This is a genomic window from Endozoicomonas sp. 2B-B (assembly GCF_053470045.1).
On sequence record NZ_JBLZMU010000001.1, the window covers coordinates 396,424 to 414,505 of the forward strand.

Annotated in this window: 19 protein-coding genes and 1 pseudogene; 7 read left to right on the forward strand and 13 right to left on the reverse strand. The window is 45.7% G+C overall.

The window, feature by feature from the left end; translation table 11 throughout:
• The first annotated feature begins 63 nt into the window (after window positions 1–63).
• The gene (locus tag ACOMHB_RS01570; RefSeq protein WP_422136243.1) at window positions 64–420 is read left to right on the forward strand and encodes a DUF4870 domain-containing protein; all 357 of its coding nucleotides are present in this window, start codon (window positions 64–66) and stop codon (window positions 418–420) included.
• A 41-nt stretch (window positions 421–461) separates the two neighbouring features.
• Entirely contained in the window at window positions 462–1,235 is a 774-nt protein-coding gene (gene hisF, locus ACOMHB_RS01575) for an imidazole glycerol phosphate synthase subunit HisF (protein WP_448215216.1), read from the forward strand.
• A 50-nt stretch (window positions 1,236–1,285) separates the two neighbouring features.
• On the opposite strand, the gene ACOMHB_RS01580 is transcribed toward hisF, so the two are convergent.
• The 7 genes and pseudogenes from ACOMHB_RS01580 to ACOMHB_RS01610 form a co-directional block, all read right to left on the reverse strand.
• Complete coding sequence (locus ACOMHB_RS01580) at window positions 1,286–2,296, reverse strand: hypothetical protein (protein WP_448215217.1); 1,011 nt, start codon at window positions 2,294–2,296, stop codon at window positions 1,286–1,288.
• Between the two features lie 244 nt (window positions 2,297–2,540).
• Window positions 2,541–3,818 (reverse strand): AhpA/YtjB family protein, encoded by a 1,278-nt coding sequence (locus tag ACOMHB_RS01585; protein WP_448215218.1) that lies wholly within the window; start codon window positions 3,816–3,818, stop codon window positions 2,541–2,543.
• 163 nt (window positions 3,819–3,981) lie between these two features.
• Window positions 3,982–4,332 (reverse strand): annotated as a pseudogene (rhuM, locus tag ACOMHB_RS01590) (RhuM family protein); the annotation flags it as partial.
• Between the two features lie 11 nt (window positions 4,333–4,343).
• On the reverse strand, window positions 4,344–4,529 hold the full coding sequence (locus ACOMHB_RS01595; RefSeq protein WP_448215219.1) for a virulence RhuM family protein: 186 nt from the start codon (window positions 4,527–4,529) through the stop codon (window positions 4,344–4,346).
• Window positions 4,530–4,658: 129 nt separating this feature from the next.
• Window positions 4,659–4,793 carry a hypothetical protein gene (locus ACOMHB_RS01600; protein WP_448215220.1) on the reverse strand — a complete coding sequence of 45 codons (135 nt, stop codon included), beginning with the start codon at window positions 4,791–4,793 and terminating at the stop codon, window positions 4,659–4,661.
• A gap of 209 nt (window positions 4,794–5,002) precedes the next feature.
• On the reverse strand, window positions 5,003–5,608 hold the full coding sequence (rhuM, locus tag ACOMHB_RS01605; RefSeq protein ID WP_448215221.1) for a RhuM family protein: 606 nt from the start codon (window positions 5,606–5,608) through the stop codon (window positions 5,003–5,005).
• 145 nt (window positions 5,609–5,753) lie between these two features.
• Window positions 5,754–6,092: an N-6 DNA methylase gene (locus tag ACOMHB_RS01610; RefSeq protein ID WP_448215222.1), complete on the reverse strand. Its 339-nt coding sequence runs from the start codon at window positions 6,090–6,092 to the stop codon at window positions 5,754–5,756.
• 390 nt (window positions 6,093–6,482) lie between these two features.
• On the opposite strand from ACOMHB_RS01610, the gene ACOMHB_RS01615 reads away from it, so the two are divergent.
• The 3 genes from ACOMHB_RS01615 (at window position 6,483) to ACOMHB_RS01625 (ending at window position 9,727) form a co-directional block, all read left to right on the forward strand.
• Window positions 6,483–7,211 carry a hypothetical protein gene (locus ACOMHB_RS01615; RefSeq protein ID WP_448215223.1) on the forward strand — a complete coding sequence of 243 codons (729 nt, stop codon included), beginning with the start codon at window positions 6,483–6,485 and terminating at the stop codon, window positions 7,209–7,211.
• A gap of 540 nt (window positions 7,212–7,751) precedes the next feature.
• Window positions 7,752–8,480, forward strand: a complete 729-nt coding sequence (locus ACOMHB_RS01620) for a hypothetical protein (RefSeq protein WP_448215224.1) — start codon at window positions 7,752–7,754, stop codon at window positions 8,478–8,480.
• 545 nt (window positions 8,481–9,025) lie between these two features.
• Complete coding sequence (locus ACOMHB_RS01625; RefSeq protein WP_448215225.1) at window positions 9,026–9,727, forward strand: hypothetical protein; 702 nt, start codon at window positions 9,026–9,028, stop codon at window positions 9,725–9,727.
• A gap of 101 nt (window positions 9,728–9,828) precedes the next feature.
• On the opposite strand, the gene ACOMHB_RS01630 is transcribed toward ACOMHB_RS01625, so the two are convergent.
• The gene (locus tag ACOMHB_RS01630; protein WP_448215226.1) at window positions 9,829–11,178 is read right to left on the reverse strand and encodes a hypothetical protein; all 1,350 of its coding nucleotides are present in this window, start codon (window positions 11,176–11,178) and stop codon (window positions 9,829–9,831) included.
• 421 nt (window positions 11,179–11,599) lie between these two features.
• Between ACOMHB_RS01630 and serB the strand changes: the two genes are divergently transcribed.
• Window positions 11,600–12,826: a phosphoserine phosphatase SerB gene (gene serB / locus ACOMHB_RS01635; RefSeq protein WP_448215227.1), complete on the forward strand. Its 1,227-nt coding sequence runs from the start codon at window positions 11,600–11,602 to the stop codon at window positions 12,824–12,826.
• Between the two features lie 40 nt (window positions 12,827–12,866).
• Here the strand turns inward: serB and ACOMHB_RS01640 are convergent, their stop codons facing one another.
• From ACOMHB_RS01640 to ACOMHB_RS01660, 5 genes are all read right to left on the reverse strand, one after another.
• The gene (locus ACOMHB_RS01640; RefSeq protein WP_448215228.1) at window positions 12,867–13,469 is read right to left on the reverse strand and encodes a hypothetical protein; all 603 of its coding nucleotides are present in this window, start codon (window positions 13,467–13,469) and stop codon (window positions 12,867–12,869) included.
• A gap of 38 nt (window positions 13,470–13,507) precedes the next feature.
• Window positions 13,508–14,437 (reverse strand): nucleotidyl transferase AbiEii/AbiGii toxin family protein, encoded by a 930-nt coding sequence (locus ACOMHB_RS01645; RefSeq protein ID WP_448215229.1) that lies wholly within the window; start codon window positions 14,435–14,437, stop codon window positions 13,508–13,510.
• On the reverse strand, window positions 14,421–14,963 hold the full coding sequence (gene abiEi, locus ACOMHB_RS01650; RefSeq protein ID WP_448215230.1) for a type IV toxin-antitoxin system AbiEi family antitoxin: 543 nt from the start codon (window positions 14,961–14,963) through the stop codon (window positions 14,421–14,423). The genes ACOMHB_RS01645 and abiEi overlap by 17 nt, the downstream gene beginning before the upstream one ends.
• A 245-nt stretch (window positions 14,964–15,208) precedes the next feature.
• A complete protein-coding gene (locus ACOMHB_RS01655) occupies window positions 15,209–16,303 on the reverse strand; it encodes a hypothetical protein (protein WP_448215231.1) in 1,095 nt (364 codons plus the stop codon).
• A 14-nt stretch (window positions 16,304–16,317) separates the two neighbouring features.
• Window positions 16,318–17,097 carry a hypothetical protein gene (locus tag ACOMHB_RS01660; RefSeq protein ID WP_448215232.1) on the reverse strand — a complete coding sequence of 260 codons (780 nt, stop codon included), beginning with the start codon at window positions 17,095–17,097 and terminating at the stop codon, window positions 16,318–16,320.
• 239 nt (window positions 17,098–17,336) lie between these two features.
• Between ACOMHB_RS01660 and ACOMHB_RS01665 the strand changes: the two genes are divergently transcribed.
• Window positions 17,337–17,564, forward strand: a complete 228-nt coding sequence (locus tag ACOMHB_RS01665) for a hypothetical protein (protein WP_448215233.1) — start codon at window positions 17,337–17,339, stop codon at window positions 17,562–17,564.
• The last annotated feature ends 518 nt before the right edge of the window (window positions 17,565–18,082 follow it).

Consider the following 18,082-nt stretch of genomic DNA (forward strand, 5'->3'; position numbering starts at 1 on the left):
GGGCTCGACACTTAAAATACGTTCGAGCTTAAAAAAATGGACATAGACGCTTTGCAACCATTTATGAAAAAGCCCGATTCCAATGAGAAGAATTGGGCTGTTTTCTCCCATATTCTGACCTTGTTTGGCTGTGTCCTGCCAGGCACGAACCTGTTGATCCCTTTTCTGATCTGGTATCAGAAAAAAGATCAGTCTATGTTTATTGCCCATCATGCCAAAGAGTCTTTGAATTTCCAGATCACCGTGACTCTGGTGATTGCCATCTGGGGATTACTGAATGCTGTTCTGATCGGGCTGCTCTTTCTTCCCCTGATTCCGTTTGCGGTGGTTTTTGCCCTGATTTTTGTGATCCGGGCCAGCATGAAAGCCAGTCGGGGAGATGAGTACCGATATCCGGTATGCCTGCGTCTGGTCAACTGAGTCTTTAATCGGTTTATTGCAAAAAATAGAGAGGCCGTTCAATGGGCTTAGCGAAAAGAATTATTCCCTGTCTGGATGTTGACAATGGCAGAGTAGTGAAAGGCGTCCAGTTTCTTGATATCCGTGATGCCGGTGACCCCGTTGAAGTGGCTCGCCGCTATAACGAAGAGGGTGCAGATGAGATCACCTTTCTGGATATTACCGCCAGCCATGAAGACCGCGACACCATGGTTCATACCGTTGAGCGTATGGCCAGCGAAGTGTTCATCCCTCTGACGGTAGGTGGCGGCATTCGCAAGGTGGAAGATATTCGTACCATGCTCAATGCCGGTGCCGACAAAGTCAGTATTAATACGGCTGCTGTCTTTAATCCTGAATTTGTTCAGGAAGCTGCCGATCGTTTTGGCTCCCAATGTATTGTTGTTGCCATCGATGCCAAGAAGGTCAGCCTGTCAGGTGAGCCTGAACGCTGGGAGATCTTTACCCATGGCGGCCGAAAACCAACCGGACTGGATGCGATTGAGTGGGCCAGGAAAATGGAACAGTTGGGAGCTGGCGAAATTCTTCTGACCAGTATGGATCAGGATGGAGTAAAGAACGGTTACGACATTGGCATAACCCGAGCCATATCCAATGCTCTGGACATTCCTGTTATTGCCTCGGGTGGTGCCGGAAATCTGGACCATCTGGTTGAAGCTGTGAAGGAAGGTAAGGCCGATGCTGTTCTGGCTGCGAGTATTTTTCACTTTGCTGAATACTCTATTCCCCAGGCCAAAGCTTACATGGCCAGGCATGGCATTGAGATGAGAGTCTGAAATAGTAAGAAGGAAAGAAATTAAACTTTTTCCTTCCCGCATTTTTACAGTCAGTACAGCATCACTTTTCCAAAAATGATCATTACAGCGACCAGCAGCACGACTGACGTTTGTTCTGCTTTTGTCGCAGAATCATGGGCTTCTGTGCTGACCACTGTTGACTCATCAGCACCCATTTTTATCTCGAAATGGGCCGAGTTGTACTGACCGTCTGGTAATACACTGGGCAGTGAATAGGCCTGATTAGTCAGGATTTTGTAAACATCAGGGTCACCTGATTGTACTTTAGCTCTGGTGTTTAATGTCCATTCATTTTGGATTTTTTCCAATCGACCGGGAAACTCTTGACCGCCGAGCATCGAAGTCAGTGCAAAATAAGTATATTCAGTGATCATGCAACTGTAGTTACAGCTTTCATCCTCATAAGTGAACCAGGCGTGTTTAGGGTAACTGTCCGGGATTGTATCAAACCGACCACCACGAGCTTTGTCCATGGCATCGGCAATCAATGAACCATGTCGCTCGCCAAGCGCTTCAGGATAAACTTTGCTGTAGCCAAGACGGGTGATCAAATGCAGTACTTCTTCGAGGGCGCCATCAAATACACCTCTGGCCGCGCCATTTGGGTGAGTTTCGCTTGCTTTCAGGTCTTGCAGATTGGGTAGTTTCTTCTTATTTCCGACTTTATCCCTCACAGGTTGTAGTTCGGAATCGTCAGCTATCATTGCCAAAGTGGCTTCTTGTGCAACCAACATATCTACCACTTGCTGATTGTCGATAAGGCCATTATCATCGTTATCGAGATATTCAGCCATGATTTTCGCAGCATGAAGCAGTTTCTCATCGGGCACTTTTTCTGTGCCCCGAACCTTAATACCAAACACAGTCGTGTATTTTGGAAATACCATAGCCAGAGTTTGTTGGGTTTCAGATATAGGAGTTGGAGCAAGCGTTGTCGTCTGTGTCGTGTTTTGTGAGTAATTACCGCTGCCGTGGGCGTAAAAACTCAAACTAATAGTTATCGCTATCGCTGTTTTAACTATGGTTAGATTGGACTTCATAATCTCTCCGATACAGCAATGTCACTCATCAGCCTCCAACAAATGATGATCGCAGTAATTTTTCATAGCTATAAAAAGAGCTTTAAAAACATTCTGCCTCTGCTTTATCTTGCCATTCCTGATGTCTTGGTCACTACCATTGGTGAATAATCTACCACCCATGCCAAAACCTACATGGCCAGACAGGGTATTGAGATGAGAATCCGAGGAAGAGAGTTTACTCTTCCTTCAACAAACGACAGATTTATTGCTCCAGCTCCCGGCTGATGGAATAAGCCTCCTGCGCAATGGCTTGCTGCTGTTCTGCAGGTAAACCGGTGACCTCCACAATATCTTCGCCCTGTTCACTGAGTTTTATTTCGGGCTCTCCGGCTGGCAGCCAGTTGAGCTGATCACGAAACATGTGAATACCTTCCGAGTCAGGAAGACTCGCCAGCATCAACGCATGACTGGCGGCATTGTCGGATTGTGAGGGATGCTCGCTACCGGGGAAATCACAGATACCGTCACTGATACAGATACCCAATCCCATCTCCAGCGAAGCGATGTTCTGCTCGCCAACCACCCTGTTAAGACTTTGTATTAACAGGGCACAACTCAGGGCATCCATGGCAAAAGAAGCACTTTCCAGACTGGAAAAGTGAATATACCCGGTGCCATCTGGTGTGTAACTTAACTCGCCCTGGTAATGTTGAGTGGCACACCTGAGCGCTTCGCTCTGAGTCTCAATAATGTTCATCAGATCGTGGGGGGCCAGCAGTTGCCGCAATCGGGACAGGTTTTTATTGCGGACACTGATAATGGCCGAGATTTCCTCTTTTTCCTCTTCCTCGGGTTCCGGCTCAATGGAGTCCATCAGTTTTTCAGTCAGTTGTTTTTCCACAAAACCAGAGAGTCGAAGTACTTCATTTCTAAAGGAGACCGGATTGGCCGGGGATTGCAGAATAGAATGCAACTGCCTTTCAATAAGCTTAAGTCGGGAAGTGATATTGGAGGCGAAAAAGGAGAGCAACAACAATCCACTGATCAGAAGAATGATGCTGATCGTAATGATCAGTGTCAGAGCATCGCCGGAATTTCGGGTCAGTAACTCACTGTCCAGTTGCAGGCGGACATAGCCTGCAATTACGTCCTGATAGTGTATCGGTGACGAATAAGTTTCACCCTTCTCACCGACCTCATCGCTCTCTGAAGAGGCTATTTCACGATTATCAATGCTGTATATGGCGGCCTTGGCCACGTAGGGGTTTTGCACCAGCTGTCCCAGCAATACGTTGAGACTGAGCCTGTCTCCTGTGACCAGCATATCGGTGGCCGCACTGGCTGTCTGGGCACTCAGCAGGCTTCCGATGGAGTCAGCCTGATGACGGCTGGCAGACTCCAGCTCGCTGCTGACCAGAAAGCCGGTAGACAGAGTCAGGGCCGTGAAAAGCACGCCAAACAGCAACAATAGTTGCTGGCGAAGGGACAGAGCTTCTGATTGTCTGGCAAACAGGGTGATGATTTTTTTCGGCAATGACAAGGCCGAACCTCCTAAGGTGTTATGTCAGGCGCTTCCATTGAACTGTTCTGCCAGAGTGCCGATCACGCGGAGCTTTGTGCATTGAAGTACGCATTGGGTGCCAATAGGCACGATTCTAACAGAGAATGTGGTTAAAACCTGACTTTCAAACACGCACGTTTGTTTAAATAAGGTCATTAGTGCCCATCAGCGGTTGGTCGGCATCGGCTTTTAAAGCGATGATTTCCGCTGCCGTATGACCGGTAATAGCAAAATGAAATTTGTCTTGCACATGGGCATAAAACAAACGAGTGGTGTCTGATTTGGGATGATAGTCGATACTGCACTCGGCAAAGATATCGGTAATCTGCTGGTAAATACGCCGCTCACTGGCATGGATGGAACGCACCCGCCCCAGCAGCTCTTTAAAGTAATCCTTACCAAAATACCGGCCATTTTTTAAACGTTCATCATCCATGGCAAAGTCCTTGATGATGTATTCCTTGATTAAGGCTATCGCCCAAATGCGGAACTGTGTGGCTTGGGTTAGCCTACGGAAATGACGGCATCCAGGTTGTAGTACTCGAGCTTGCGTTTTACCTCCCGCTTACCCTCCTGTTGAACTGTTTCCAAAATGGAAATAGTTGCTTTTTGATCCAATTCGCCACTGGAGTAGATATTCTCCAGATGCCTGGAAATAGCTGGAACACCCACGCCCAACAGTTCAGCCATACGCTTCTGGGTTAGCCATAGGGTCTCATTGTTCAGCAGGACCTCTCTGCCTTTACATCTCCACCGGGAGCGGTATAAAGCAGGAATTTGGTGGTTTGGTCTTGCAGGCTCAGGTTTTTATGGCTCATGTCAGGCTGCCCTCTCTTCTGGCTTTGGGAAGCTTAGCAGCTGGTCACGGTAGTATTCGTACTGCTTTTGGCGCAGCTCAATTTCTCGGGGTAAGCCTTCGGTGATGGAGTGGGTCAGGATGTCGAATTTATCCATTGATATCACCAGAATCCAAGAGCTGTTTGGCTTTTTGCTTGCTGAGCTTTTCTTCTGCTTTGGCCAGTTCTATTTGGTCGGTGATGTTTAATTGATTGGCCGGAATCATGGCTTGCCTCCATTTTTTTTTGGGAGGCTTCTATTTTTTTATCTCTTTGTCGAAGTCACTTTCAAACAGACGGTCTTGAACAATGCGGTACTTTTCAAATTCACTTTCTGCCCAGTCCTTTGCATACTGTTCCAGAGTTGTGCAGGATCTCACGGTCATCGAATTCGAGGAACTGGTCCAGTCTTTTGGCCCAGTCCTCCATGGTCATGGGCATCTTTCTCAGGGCACGTGCTTCCGCCAGTTCAAGGTAGGCGTTGACGATTCGGCTCAATCCATCCATCTCCTCTTTACTAAGATAGTTTTTCGCAACAGAGACATCAGTTTTCAGGACTTTGCCATCGGGTGAGTTTTTCCAGCTGGTTAACCCCATATTTGCTTTTTCGCTATTTGCGCGTTCTTTGATCAGTTCAGCTGCAGTGTGGCCATGAATTGCGTAATGAAGTTTATTCTGAACCTTTGAAAAAAATTCTCGGGTGATAGGAGCATCCTTGTTGTAATCGATGCTGGTCGAGTAAATATCAGTTATTTTCTGATAAAATCTGCGTTCGCTGAGGCGGATCTCGCGGATTTCTTCCAGCAGTCTCTCAAAGTAGTCTTCCCCGAGAAAGGAGCCATTTTCCATACGCTCTTTATCGATGACATAACCCCTGATGGCAAAGTCTCTCAGGGCTTGGGTAGCCCATTGGCGAAACTGAGAAGCACGCACAGAGTTCACCCGTTAGCTCACAGAAATGATCGTGTCCAGATTGTAGTATCTTCATAACGAGCTTCAATGCTCTGCGTTTCGGACTGGGCTGTAAAAATCAGAAACTCCGCAGTGGAGTTGCGAACGAATTTTTTGTTGTCTTTTCTCATGCCTTAACCTCTGTACCCTCTAACTCAGCCAAAATGGCATCAATCTCCGAGCGTAGCTGATCTATCCTGCCAACCGTGGTTTTCAGCTCAGCATTCAACTGAGTAATATCAACCTTCTCCCGGGTATCCCTGGCTTCCACATAACTGCTGACCGACAGGTTGTAGTCATTGTCAGCGATCGTCTCAAGGCTGACCGACTTTGCGACATGCTCCACATCGTCCTTGCTGTCGAAGAACGCCATAATCTGCTGGATATGTTGATCCGTCAGCACATTGTTATTGGTCTCTTTTTTAAAATCACAGCCAACTACTGAGCCACGAACGTCGTTGGACACTGGTCATTGAGGCACTCCTGAAAATAAGGTTCTTCTGACAGCACGCTACCGCTCAGAGATTTGGCTACTGCAATCAGCAACAGGCGGAGCATGGGTCTCGATAGCTCTGTCAGTAAAAAAGAGTTCAGTTTATCACTTTCGCTGAAAAGCCTCGCCCAGAAGTGGGCCGGGAGCGTCAAAATACTACAAAATGACAAGCAACAGTCTGAAAAGTGGGCTTATTTACCGTAAATATAAAATCATCGAACAGATCAGCCCTTATTCACAGCTTTGTTAATTGCACTGACTTCAATGTTATGAACCTTCGTTCCAAAACCAACTCTAAACTATTGAATCAGTTTTAAATGTTTTTGCTAAGTGGGAATGAAGCTAACTAAAGAGGTATTAAATATGAATAAAGCAGATAATAATTCCGGAATTGTTGGTTTATTTTCACTAAAGCCTAAGGAGGAAACACCAAAGGGTGTCAGCTTCGGCAGAACCACAATGGCAGCTGACAAAGTTGATTCTTCATTGAGCCATTTTGTAAACGGAAGTGATACTGGTCACTCAAGCCAGAGGTTGGGAACTCTTGCCAGCACCAGCACGTTGCTAGAACAGAGAGTAGTATCTAACCAGGTGAGCACCGAAATAGACGCAGCAAAAAAAAGACCCCAGATGGCTGTGTCAAAAATTATAAATCACTTAGATAATTTTAAAACAAAAATAATTGCCGAGGATGAATATTGTAGAAATACAGCCCATACTCCGGATATCCAAGTATTAGAGAATATCATCCAATTACTTCAGCATCTTGAACCTTGCAAGATTTCAGTAGCTGTAAGATTTAATGTTGGGGCAGGTTCTGTTAAACTCGGTGATGATTTTTTTAGTACTGTTGATTTTAATGTTTATTATAGGGATCAGATGTTATTCTCTTTATTGCAGAATACTGTCAGTCCTGGTGATACACGTAATCCTGTGAAGCTGGGAGCTAGAGTTGTTGAAACCAGCGCCTTATTTGATGAACTCTATTTTGCTCCTGGTGGCCCCGGTTATCAAGCTGCAAAATGTGAATTTGAGGTATTGCAGATCAAATCGTTACTTGATGGTCTTAAAGGTTTACCTGTCCACGAATAACCTGAGCGAAAAGGCAGTTTATAGTGAGCTACAGCTTACTCGTTTTGTTTGATATGGTTTGCACAGTACTCAAAGTTGAACAGGGTGAGTGAATCAAAGACAGCTGCGGGGTAAAATCAATGACCCTGCAATAACAGCTAAAACAGTTTGTTGGGGCTCTGGTCATTGAGGCATTCCTGAAAATGATGTTCTTCTAACAATACGCTGCCACTCAGAGATTTGGCTATTGCAATCAGCAATAGGCGGAGCAAGGATCTCGATAGCTCTGTCAGTAAAAAAGGGACAGTCTACCTTCGCCGAAAGCCTCACCCAGAAGAGGGCTGGGAGACTCAAAATACTACAAAATGACAAGGAAGTACCTGAAAAGTCGCCTTACCGTAAATATAAAATCATCGAACAGATCAGCCCTTATTCACAGCTTTGTTAATTGCACTGACTTCAATGTTATGAACCTTCGTTCCAAAACCAACTCTAAACTATTGAATCAATTTTAAATGTTTTTGCTAAGTGAGAACGGAACTAACTAAAGAGGTATTAAATATGAATAGCGTCGATAATAATTCCGGAATTGTTGGTTTATTTTCGCAAAAGCCTAAGGAAGAAATACCAAAGGGTGTCAGCTTCGGCAGAACCACAATGGCAGCTGACAAAGTTGATTTTTCATTGAGCCATGTTGTAAACGGAAATGACACCGATCACTCAAGCCAGAGCTTGGAAACTATTGCCAGCACCAGCACGTCACTTGGACAAAGAGTAGTGTCTAACCAGACGAACACCGAAATAGACGCAGCAAAAACAAAAGCTCAGGAGAATGTGACGGCAATCATAGATCACTTGGATGGTATGAAAGAAAGACTAATTGCCGAGGATAAATATTGTAGAAATACAGCTCATAACCCAGATATCCAAGTATTTGAGAATTTAATCCAATTACTTGAGCATCTTGAACCTGGCAATATTTCACAATCTGCAGAATGCTGTGATTCCACATGCTTTGTTGAAATCGGTGATCATTCTTTTTGTACTACTGATTTTAATTTTTATTATGGGTCTGAGGTATTATTCTCTTTACACCATAATGTTTTCATGACTTGTGGTAAAGGTTATTCTTTAAAGGAGGGAGCTGAAGTTATTGAAACCAGCGCCTTATTTGATGAACTCTATTTTGCTCCTGGTGGCCCCGGTTATCAAGCTGCAAAATGTGAATTTGAGGTATTGCAGATCAAATCGTTACTTGATGGTCTTAAAGGTTTACCTGTCCACGAATAACCTGAGCGAAAAGGCAGTTTATAGTGAGCTACAGCTTACTCGTTTTGTTTGATATGGTTTGCACAGTACTCAAAGTTGAACAGGGTGAGTGAATCAAAGACAGCTGCGGGGTAAAATCAATGACCCTGCAATAACAGCTAAAACAGTTTGTTGGGGCTCTGGTCATTGAGGCATTCCTGAAAATGATGTTCTTCTAACAATACGCTGCCACTCAGAGATTTGGCTATTGCAATCAGCAATAGGCGGAGCAAGGATCTCGATAGCTCTGTCAGTAAAAAAGGGACAGTCTACCTTCGCCGAAAGCCTCGCCCGGAAGAGGTCTGGGAGCGCCAAAATACTACAAAATGACAAGTAACTGTCTGAAAGTGGCCTGACTTACCGTAAATATAAAATCATCGAATAGATCATGCCTTATTCGCAGGTTTGTTAATTGCACTGACTTCAATGTTATGAACCTTTGTTCCAAAATTAACTCAAAACTATTAAGTCATTTTTTTAATGCTCTTGCTAAGTGAGAACGAAGCTAGCTAAAAAAGGCAGTAAATATGAATAATGTAGATAACAATTCCGGCATTGTTGGTTTATTTTCGCTAAAGCCTAAGAAGGAAACACCAGAGGGTGTCAGTTTTGGCAGAACTACAACGGTAGCTGATAATCTTGATTCTTCATTGAGTCATGCTGTAAACAGGATTGATCCCGATCGCTCATCTCAGAGGTTGGGAGCCGTTGCCAGCACCAGCACGTCACTTGAACAGAGAGTAGTGTCTAACCAGACAAGCATTGAAATAGACGCAGCAAACAAAAAAGCTCAGGAAACTTTGTCAAGAATCATAATGCGCTTGGATTCAGTTAAAAAAAGTCTAATTGCCATCGATAAACTTTTTGAAAAGACAGATTCTAGCCAGTATATTCAAGTATTTGAGAAGGTCATCCAATTACTCGGGTATCTTGAACCTTGCAATATTTCAGAAGTTATGGAACATAAATCCGGTGATGGTTTTAGTGCTATTTATAAGCACTTTTATTATGGGGAGGAGGTGTTATTCTCTTTATTCCATAATAGTGCTATTAAAAGTGCACTCGAATGTGGTCATATGAATGGGTTACCAGCTATTCAAACCAGCGTCAAATTTGAAGAACTCCTTTTTGCTCCTGGCGGCCCCGTCTATCAAGCTGCAAAATGTGAATTTGAGGTATTACAGATCAAATCGTTACTTGATGGTCTTAAAGGCTTGTCTGTTGGCTAATAACCTGACGAAAATACAGCTTATAGTGAAAAGGTTTACTTATAGAGACTTACCTGGCGGCGTAGTTTGAGATCAGAAACTCATAGGTATCACCAAACAGGTCAATTGGGTTTGCCACCATATTTTTCTTCATACCATCTTTCAAAATCACTGTTTTCGCTTGTGCTCGAGCTCGAGGTTTCATCTTCATCTGACTCTTCTGTACCTGCTCTAGCTGCTCTTTCTCTGGCAAGTCGCGCAATAAACATTGCAACATATGTTGCTAGTATTGAATCTTCCAGAAGCGCTGTTTCATCTTGTCCATCTTCTAGTAGTGCTGCTTCATCTTGAGGAAGCCTTGAAAACGTTTCTTCCGAAGTAACCGCTGGTCCAAGCAATTGTTCCAGAATAGAATTGATCTTTTCATCTGTATTTCTTGGGAACATTGTTCTAATCCGTCTGGCAATCGCATAACCCACTGCTGTCAGTGCGCTTTCAGACTCCGGCAATGCTGCCGAAGCGCCCCCGGTTGAACCTTCAACGGCTTGGGACGCATTGTCTATTTCGCTTTGTTTTCTGGATATCAAAAAATGATAAAGACTTTCCAGGTTCAGCGGTTGGTCCTGGTTTTCCATCCTGAATCTTTCCTTAAATTCTTCTTCGCCAAAAAATTCTGCAGGAAAAAAAGCTGTCATTAGAAAACAATAAAGCAATTCAACTGTTCTCAAGTTCTCCACCAGGAACCTCAGCAGAATCATAGTGTCATTAACGTTTTCAGTATCTGCGTAGTTTTCATAATTCATAAAGGCCGTCACTTCTACAAAAGTTGGTGTTATCGGATAATCCAGAAAGTTAGAGAGTATTGATTTGTCGTCGTTTATTCCCAGAAGTCCATGACTTGTTGACAAGGGAGAGTTTCCCTTGCTGCCAAGACCTGCAAGAGAAAAAATAGTCTGATCTGGAGTCAGGCTGCCTGAATATTGTTCTCGCTGACTGCTCTTTCGATAATCGCTGCTTTGTAAAAAAACACTCGTCGGCAAGCCGTTTAAACCAGTTGGCAATGTTTTTGCCTTTATAGTGATGCCCGAAAAAAACTGTCCTGTTTTTTCAGTCTGAATTGAAGCATCAACAGGCACAAAAGCAGCCTTCTTCTCTAACAGAGCCTGCAAATCAATGTGGATCAGATGACCTGAACGATCAGTCACAACCAGAGACTGGCCACCATCTGCCCGAAGTCTGATGGTATCTTTTTCGTTAATGTCTGAAATCAGCAGTACTGAGCCTTTTTGGGAATCAAAAAACGGAGTAAAACCATGGATGGATAAAATTATATCGCCCACAACAATAATGGAACCATCGCCTAGCACTATAGATAATGGCTCAGGCGAAGGGGTTGGGGGAGAATCTCCTTTAACTGTTCCTACTGCAATCAAAGTAAAAAATAACAATGTTTGCCGTAAGCTGTTTCGCATTGAAAAACCCCACTTAGCAGAAAATAAATTGGAAACACCTAATGCTTGAACGGTGCCGACTATTGATCACTCCGACCTGCAATGCTACACAAACCCTGATTGTCGTGTGTTGAGTGGGGATATTGATGCAGAGCAGGTAAATACCCATTGCCTTTGATGGATTACTGCAACAAATCGACAGTGTAGCTTGTTTTCCAATTCCCAGATTTTTCTGACTCATAAAGTGTTTTATTTGAGCTGTCCATGACGTGATTCCCCCTTTTAACCAGATCAGAATATAGGACAAAAAGCGTCAGGGCTCCTCACTGCCTGACGGCAATGAGCTCTATGAGTTACAATGCACTACCTAACCGCCATGAGCGATAGAAAAAGGCCGGTTACCGCCGTTTTTCATTCAAAACGATAAGAAGTCAGGTGAACTGTGAGAGAGATTCTGCTGATCAACGTGACAGGGCAAGATAAACCCGGTCTGATGGCCACCATAACGACCATCATGGCTACCTGTGCTTATCAGAACAGGGGGCTGGAAATGCTTGATACTCGCCAGTCAATTATCCGTGACACCCTGACCGGGGGGGCTCTTTCATGGCAGATCATCCTTCGATTGCCAGAAGGTTTGGAAGCCTCTCCCGTGGTGAAAGATCTGCGTTTTCACTTTGATGAGCTTGAACTTGAGTTTAATTATCAGACCCTTTCTGATGAAGACTATGAACAGTGGGTATCCGGTCAGGGCAACAATCGTTACATCCTGACCCTGCTTTCCAGAAATATAACGGCAGAACAAATCGCCGGTGTTGCCAATATCACGGCTGAACATGGGCTGAATATCGATCAGATTACCCGACTGTCTGGCCGTTGTCTGGAGTTCTCGGTCGGGGGTGTTTCTCCCGATCTGGATAAATTGAGAGCGGACTTTTTACACATCTCCCCGGAGATGGATATGGATGTGGCCTTTCAGGAAGACGACATCTATCGTCAAAATCGCAGACTGGCGGTGTTTGATATGGACTCTACCCTGATTGAAGCCGAGGTTATTGATCGGCTGGCTGAAGCGGCGGGTGTGGGTGACAGGGTGGCAGAAATCACTGAAAGGGCCATGCAGGGCGAACTGGATTTTAATGAGAGTTTCCGCGAGAGACTGGCCATGCTGAAAGGTCTGGATGAGTCGGTTCTGGCAGGCATAGCCGAAAAGCTTCCTATAACAGAAGGGGCTGAGAAGCTGTTTCAGAGCCTGAATGCCCTGGGCTATAAAACAGCCATTCTGTCTGGTGGTTTTACTTACTTTGCTCGCTTCCTTCAGGAGCGATTAGGGGTCGACTATATCTTTGCCAATGAACTGGAAATAGTTGATGGCAAAGTGACTGGTGCAGTCAAAGGTGAAATCGTTAATGGCGAGCGCAAGGCGACCCTGCTCCAACAGATCGCCCGGAGAGAGGGGATTTCTCTGGAGCAAACCATTGCCGTAGGCGATGGAGCTAACGACCTGCCCATGCTGGGAGTGGCCGGGCTGGGTGTTGCGTTCAGGGCCAAGCCCCTGGTCAGACAGAGCGCCAGACAGTCTGTCTCAATATTGGGTCTGGATAGCATACTTTACCTGTTAGGCTTCGGTGACAAAGGCCTGCAAATGTTGAGTCAGGATAACAGCTAAGCGAGGTTCTGGCGTTCAATGATCAGAAGACAGTTTTTATTTATTCAAGTAATGAACCCTGAACCGTCTCACTGCACTGATCAGCCCTCTCACCATCAATCAACAGTTCCCCTTCCTGGTCACCCTGCCCATCCAGAACCCGGTAGAGTAGTGAATAAGCGACCCGCCACCGCCCTTCTGCTACCCTCAGGGTGACCGATTTAGTATTCAGACGGAGGACATGCCCAAAATGTTCCTCTCCCCGCTTATCTTTAAAACCCAGCAGATCTCCAACAGCAATGGCATGGCGACTCAGCCCCTGCCGGGTTTCATGATTAACACGGGCATCGGCTCCTTCAAGATTGAGCATGTAGTAAGGCACTGACCAGCGTTTACCATCAGTAAAATCCAGTACCAGTGCCCGCTTTTGCCTAAGCTGCAAGACCTCACAGTCACGAAGCGAATTGCTATTGCTGTCAAAATAGCTCAGCTTCTGTCCTATGGTCAGCGTCGCCTTGATCCGCCCTATGCGCTCTGACGACTCCAGCTCCAGGTCGATCATGGCGTTAAGCCGGAACAGATCGAAGGTGCTGGCTCGGTTCAGAGCCTCCAGCAATTGAGCATAATCCATAGACGGCTTGACTGGTGGGTTAGTGTTATGCATATGTCATCATTACTCCAGAAAAAAACATTCGACCGTCATCACATTCTGAACTCGGGAGGCTTACTTTTACCATAAAGCGCTCCCTTCAATCCGCTAAACAGTTGGTTCAACGTCCCTGATAAATAGCTTGAAAATTTTTCCTTACCCAGTGTGCGTTCATAGACGTCAGAAGGTATAAATCGCCGCATTTCCGTTTTCATACGATCATCGGATACCATCTCAGGGATATTCCGAATCAATTGATCCAGCCGTTGTTCAAAAGAACCAAAGTCATCAAGCCGGTAATCGTCCACTTTCTTTTTCACCAGCTCAACATTCATTTCGGCGCCACGTTGCAGAAGCCAGGGCAGATCCCATATATCACGGTAGCGAATGTATTTTTGTGTCGCAGGTAATGCAATCAGCTTGTCTGCAAGCACTTCGTCAAGGGTTTCAGTGAATACCAGTGTGTCTCCATAGCCATCGGGAAGAAACGGATAATTCACTCTCAGTGGCAATGCTTTTTTGGTGTATGCAGGCACGTTAGCGACCTCAATCTTGATTTTTTGCCGAGGAATATCTTTACGGCCTGGAGAAGTTGTTATTGAGATTTGCCATTTGTCAATGTTCATTTGTGCATAACAAGGCTCTTTTCTGAGTGTCGCCGGTTCTTTAACCGATACCACCAAACCATATCTGGCACCAATATAGTCCTCAATACACTTCTTTATATTGGCAAGAGACGCTGATGAAAAGTCCACTCCGCCGGCAAAGTTCAGATCCTCACTGAACCGGTTACCACCATGACACAAACGAAGCGACGTACCGCCCTGAAACACCAGATGATCCAACAGGCCTTCCTGATCAAGACAGAACAGAATGTCGTAATGAAGTAGCTCTTTCTCAACGACTGGTCGCATCAGGGCAAGGTTATTATTTTGCATAATCCGTTCAACCAGCTGTGAGAAATCTTCAGTGGTCATTTTCATAACTCTGTGCCTCCTTCACCAGATGAATATTCCTTCCTACACGTCTTAAATCTCGCATGGCCGCCTCAGGCGTGGCGATTTTTAACGGTCTGTCACGATCAACGGCACTGTCCAGAATATCGGCGACTGAACGGCGGGTGTGGGTAAATTCAAGAACCCCAAAAGGGGTTTTATACTCTCCCTTCCGCCCCGTAGTCATGATGGTCAGCCGATCGACTGGAATCTGGGAAATAGCACCATATTCCGATAGCGCGGATTCCAGACTGATGTAGTTGTACTCCCCCCTTCGCAAGGCTATGGCAATGCGCTCCAGAAGATCGCTGGCAGAGGTGCTTGACAGGGGGAGTGTATAAATTCCTTTCATCATCCGACGGAGAATATCTTTCTTAACCAGTCGGACCAGTCCAGCCTGTAATGCCCGCGGGGAATCTTCAATAAAGATTTTGCCCAAATCCCGGGTTGTAAAAACTGAATGTCCCATCCGGTCAAAAGCCGATAGCCGACGGATTGCTGTGGCCTGATCCATGGTCCCTCACTCCATTATATAGACGGTTTAACCACTTAAATGGTGTATATCTGTCTATATAATAGAGAAATTCACAACATGCAAACACTAACAACATCAAAAAATGGTGTTAGCGTCTACTTGTTTACTGGTGTTTTCTGTCGACTGTACATTTTTAAAGCAAACCGCACCTTTCAAAACCAATCAATGATTGCTGGGGCTCAGGGCAGTCTGTGATAACTAATTGATTAATAGGCAGCGGTCGTTTACCGGTGCCTTAACCCCAGCCAGTGGCTGGTTTTCTTGGCATAGCGTTGTTTTAGCTCTGCCAGCTTTTGATCATAGGCTGTTTGTCTGTCGAGCATTTTGGCCATGAGTTGAAGATCACCAAGCTCTGCAGACAGTTCAGAATACACCGTAGAAGAACCCCTTTTCTCAAGCAGTTCTTCCACCCGGCGCCAGCAGGCATCTTCATTGGCGGCTACGGTTGCGGCCTTTTCCTGTTGTTGCCGCAGCTTCTGTTCCATGGCCTTTTCATGGGCCTTTTTCCGCAACTCCCCGGCGGAAGCCAGCAGTTGGCCAACCGTGACCGAACTGCTGGAGGGCACCTCCTGAGCCTGATCAACCAGGGTGGCAAACTGTTCTCTTCGTACAGTACCGGTCTCGTCTAACAACAATGCCTTCAGCTGAGTTTTGGCCGTTTCTTCGGAAAGTAGCGCTACATATCGATCAACCAGTGCTTCCGGCTGAACACTGACATAATCCGGTTTGACCCGGGCCGACGCCACAACCCGCTGAGCATCCAGTTTCAGGAAATCGCACAACGCATTCTGGCTGGCAGAAAGATCATCAATGCCGGGTGGGATGGCGGGAGACAGGGAATCTTGCTCCAGCCAGTCCAACTGAGATAACCAGGACAGATACAGTGAACGGTAGTCACCGTGCATCAGCTCATTGCGAATGTTCAACAGGCTGCCCATCCAGCCATCACCTTCATCCCAATCGTCGTCGTAGCCTTCTTCATTTTCATAAGCAAACTCAATGATCCAGTGACCAGCCACCCCTGTGTAACTGCTGGTATCATTCACCAGATAACGAAGCAACAGAGACTCATCGATAAGATTTCGAGGCACCTTGATGGTAAAAACCTTGTAGTCAAAATTGGAAACATAAACATAAGCATCAAAGAATCTGCTCAGCAACTGCCTCGGGTCGGCTTTTAAATCACCGTAGTTGTAAGTGTTACAAAACCGGGTAGACGATATCTGTGCCCGGCTGGAAATCCCCCGGAGATAGCCCATCTCCTCTTTGGACAACTGTCGGTCAACGGCCACCAACTCATAATACTGGTACTCACTCATACTTTTTGTGCCTATTACACCTTCTTACGCCTACGTATCTCATCAAGGCTGACCACATTATCTGGTAAAGCCAATGATGCCTCCTGCCCGGTAAGAGTAGTTGCTTTAGCAGGAAAAGGGTTCGGAAAGTCCCCGAACGGCGTTTCCGGATATACCCACTCAGACAGACCTCTGGCAAATCGGAACAGCCAGTCATCCACCATCCTCGACATGGGAATAAACGACTCCATATGTTTCGCTCCGGGAAACGCCCTGGCTTTTTTGCGGACGCAGTTGATGCGCTGCATTCCCAACCCGATTTCTTCACTCTCCTTCAGTTGTTCCAACCCATAACGTTCATAGGACTGGTTCAGCCAATGCTCAGCATCCGTAACATGTCCATTGACGCTGAGGTCGGTATTTCTGACAAACCGGATGACCTTATCCCTATCCAGAAACTGGTCATACATGGTCTGAGCGTCATCTTCTGTGGTAGCGCCACTCTCTATGGTCATATGGATACACTCTCTCGCCCAGCGCCTGGTAAATCGCTCAGCAAAATCGTTTAAATCAGAAAACGTCGGGTTAGAAAACAGAATGGCATAGCGGCTGCGGGCTTCTACTGCAATAACATCCGTGTACTCCTTTCTATTCCGGTAGCCCTGAACCGCATGCACCTGCCAGGCAATGACATGATCGCCAGAAGCGATGGGCTGGGTCCCAATACGCTTTCCGTCCGGGCTGGGTAACCGATCCAGATCAGCCTTCATGTACTTGCAAAAGGCATTGGTAGCAGAAATTAATACTTCAAGCATTGACGGTATCTCTTGATTGTTCTCTTGCAGGATGGCTTGTTGGCTGAAATGCCTACCAGCTCAATAAACTGCCATCCCGTAAAACAACCGAAAAAACCGAACCAGCTTTAGTTGTCGGTTTTTTCGGGTGCTATCTCTCCAATAACGTTAACAGGCACTCTGTAATAAAAAATCAGCTTATACCAGCCCAAAAGCACTACAAGTTCAACCCAACAAAGAAAGGGCAGCAGAACCTAAGCATGTGCTACTCATTAATGCCGACCGGTAATACCGTGAAGGCAAAGCCCAGAACCATCTGCGCCCGGAAGATATTGATAATTTACCGAATTAAAAGTCGCCAGATTCGTCACCATGCTGATGGAGGCTTCTGCGTGAGTCCGGTCGTTATAGGCTGGCCGAAGCCTTTGAAGTCAGAAGCCTGGCCCGACAATGCGGGAGCTGTCACGCAGGCCAATAAGCCCGGATAAGCACTCTGGTAAATGCACAACTCCCTATTTACGAGTTGCGAATGTTTTTGATGGCTTTATTGACTACTCAGATGATATGGAAATGGATTTCATACCGAAATAAAGAAAAGTATTTTCCGTGAGAGACAAGGATATTTTATCGAATGATGGACAAAGCCCTGAACTAGTTGGAAGATCATCATTATATAGAGGGGAAGACGATATTTACTGCTTTCAGAACACCCTCATCAGATTTAGGTATACTGTGAACCACCACCCGGAGTTTTACGAGCATTTATTCAAGTTATATTTGGATACAGGCAGGTTCATTCAAGTTGCAAAACAAACAACCTCTGTTGCGCACCTTGGGGCCGATCGCTTTGCAGAAATGCAGTGCCCTTCAATCTCCTTCAGGGAGTAATAACAGATAGTTTAGAATTTAAGTTATGATGGAAGACACCCTGCTTAATAAACTTAAGCATCAAAAACTCGGCCTGATGCAAGACCTCCTTGCCGGTAAAGTCCTTGTTTCTGTTTAG

What these genes read in the sequence shown, in the direction of transcription:
- ACOMHB_RS01615 (WP_448215223.1), top strand. Translation starts at nt 6,483, where the DNA reads ATGAATAAAGCAGATAATAATTCCGGAATTGTTGGTTTATTTTCACTA.
- ACOMHB_RS01640 (WP_448215228.1), bottom strand. Translation starts at nt 13,469, where the DNA reads ATGCATAACACTAACCCACCAGTCAAGCCGTCTATGGATTATGCTCAA.
- ACOMHB_RS01570 (WP_422136243.1), top strand. Translation starts at nt 64, where the DNA reads ATGAAAAAGCCCGATTCCAATGAGAAGAATTGGGCTGTTTTCTCCCAT.
- abiEi (WP_448215230.1), bottom strand. Translation starts at nt 14,963, where the DNA reads ATGGATCAGGCCACAGCAATCCGTCGGCTATCGGCTTTTGACCGGATG.
- ACOMHB_RS01655 (WP_448215231.1), bottom strand. Translation starts at nt 16,303, where the DNA reads ATGAGTGAGTACCAGTATTATGAGTTGGTGGCCGTTGACCGACAGTTG.
- ACOMHB_RS01665 (WP_448215233.1), top strand. Translation starts at nt 17,337, where the DNA reads ATGTGCTACTCATTAATGCCGACCGGTAATACCGTGAAGGCAAAGCCC.
- ACOMHB_RS01630 (WP_448215226.1), bottom strand. Translation starts at nt 11,178, where the DNA reads ATGCGAAACAGCTTACGGCAAACATTGTTATTTTTTACTTTGATTGCA.
- ACOMHB_RS01600 (WP_448215220.1), bottom strand. Translation starts at nt 4,793, where the DNA reads ATGGATAAATTCGACATCCTGACCCACTCCATCACCGAAGGCTTACCC.
- ACOMHB_RS01580 (WP_448215217.1), bottom strand. Translation starts at nt 2,296, where the DNA reads ATGAAGTCCAATCTAACCATAGTTAAAACAGCGATAGCGATAACTATT.
- ACOMHB_RS01625 (WP_448215225.1), top strand. Translation starts at nt 9,026, where the DNA reads ATGAATAATGTAGATAACAATTCCGGCATTGTTGGTTTATTTTCGCTA.
- ACOMHB_RS01620 (WP_448215224.1), top strand. Translation starts at nt 7,752, where the DNA reads ATGAATAGCGTCGATAATAATTCCGGAATTGTTGGTTTATTTTCGCAA.
- ACOMHB_RS01660 (WP_448215232.1), bottom strand. Translation starts at nt 17,097, where the DNA reads ATGCTTGAAGTATTAATTTCTGCTACCAATGCCTTTTGCAAGTACATG.
- ACOMHB_RS01645 (WP_448215229.1), bottom strand. Translation starts at nt 14,437, where the DNA reads ATGAAAATGACCACTGAAGATTTCTCACAGCTGGTTGAACGGATTATG.
- hisF (WP_448215216.1), top strand. Translation starts at nt 462, where the DNA reads ATGGGCTTAGCGAAAAGAATTATTCCCTGTCTGGATGTTGACAATGGC.
- ACOMHB_RS01595 (WP_448215219.1), bottom strand. Translation starts at nt 4,529, where the DNA reads ATGGCTGAACTGTTGGGCGTGGGTGTTCCAGCTATTTCCAGGCATCTG.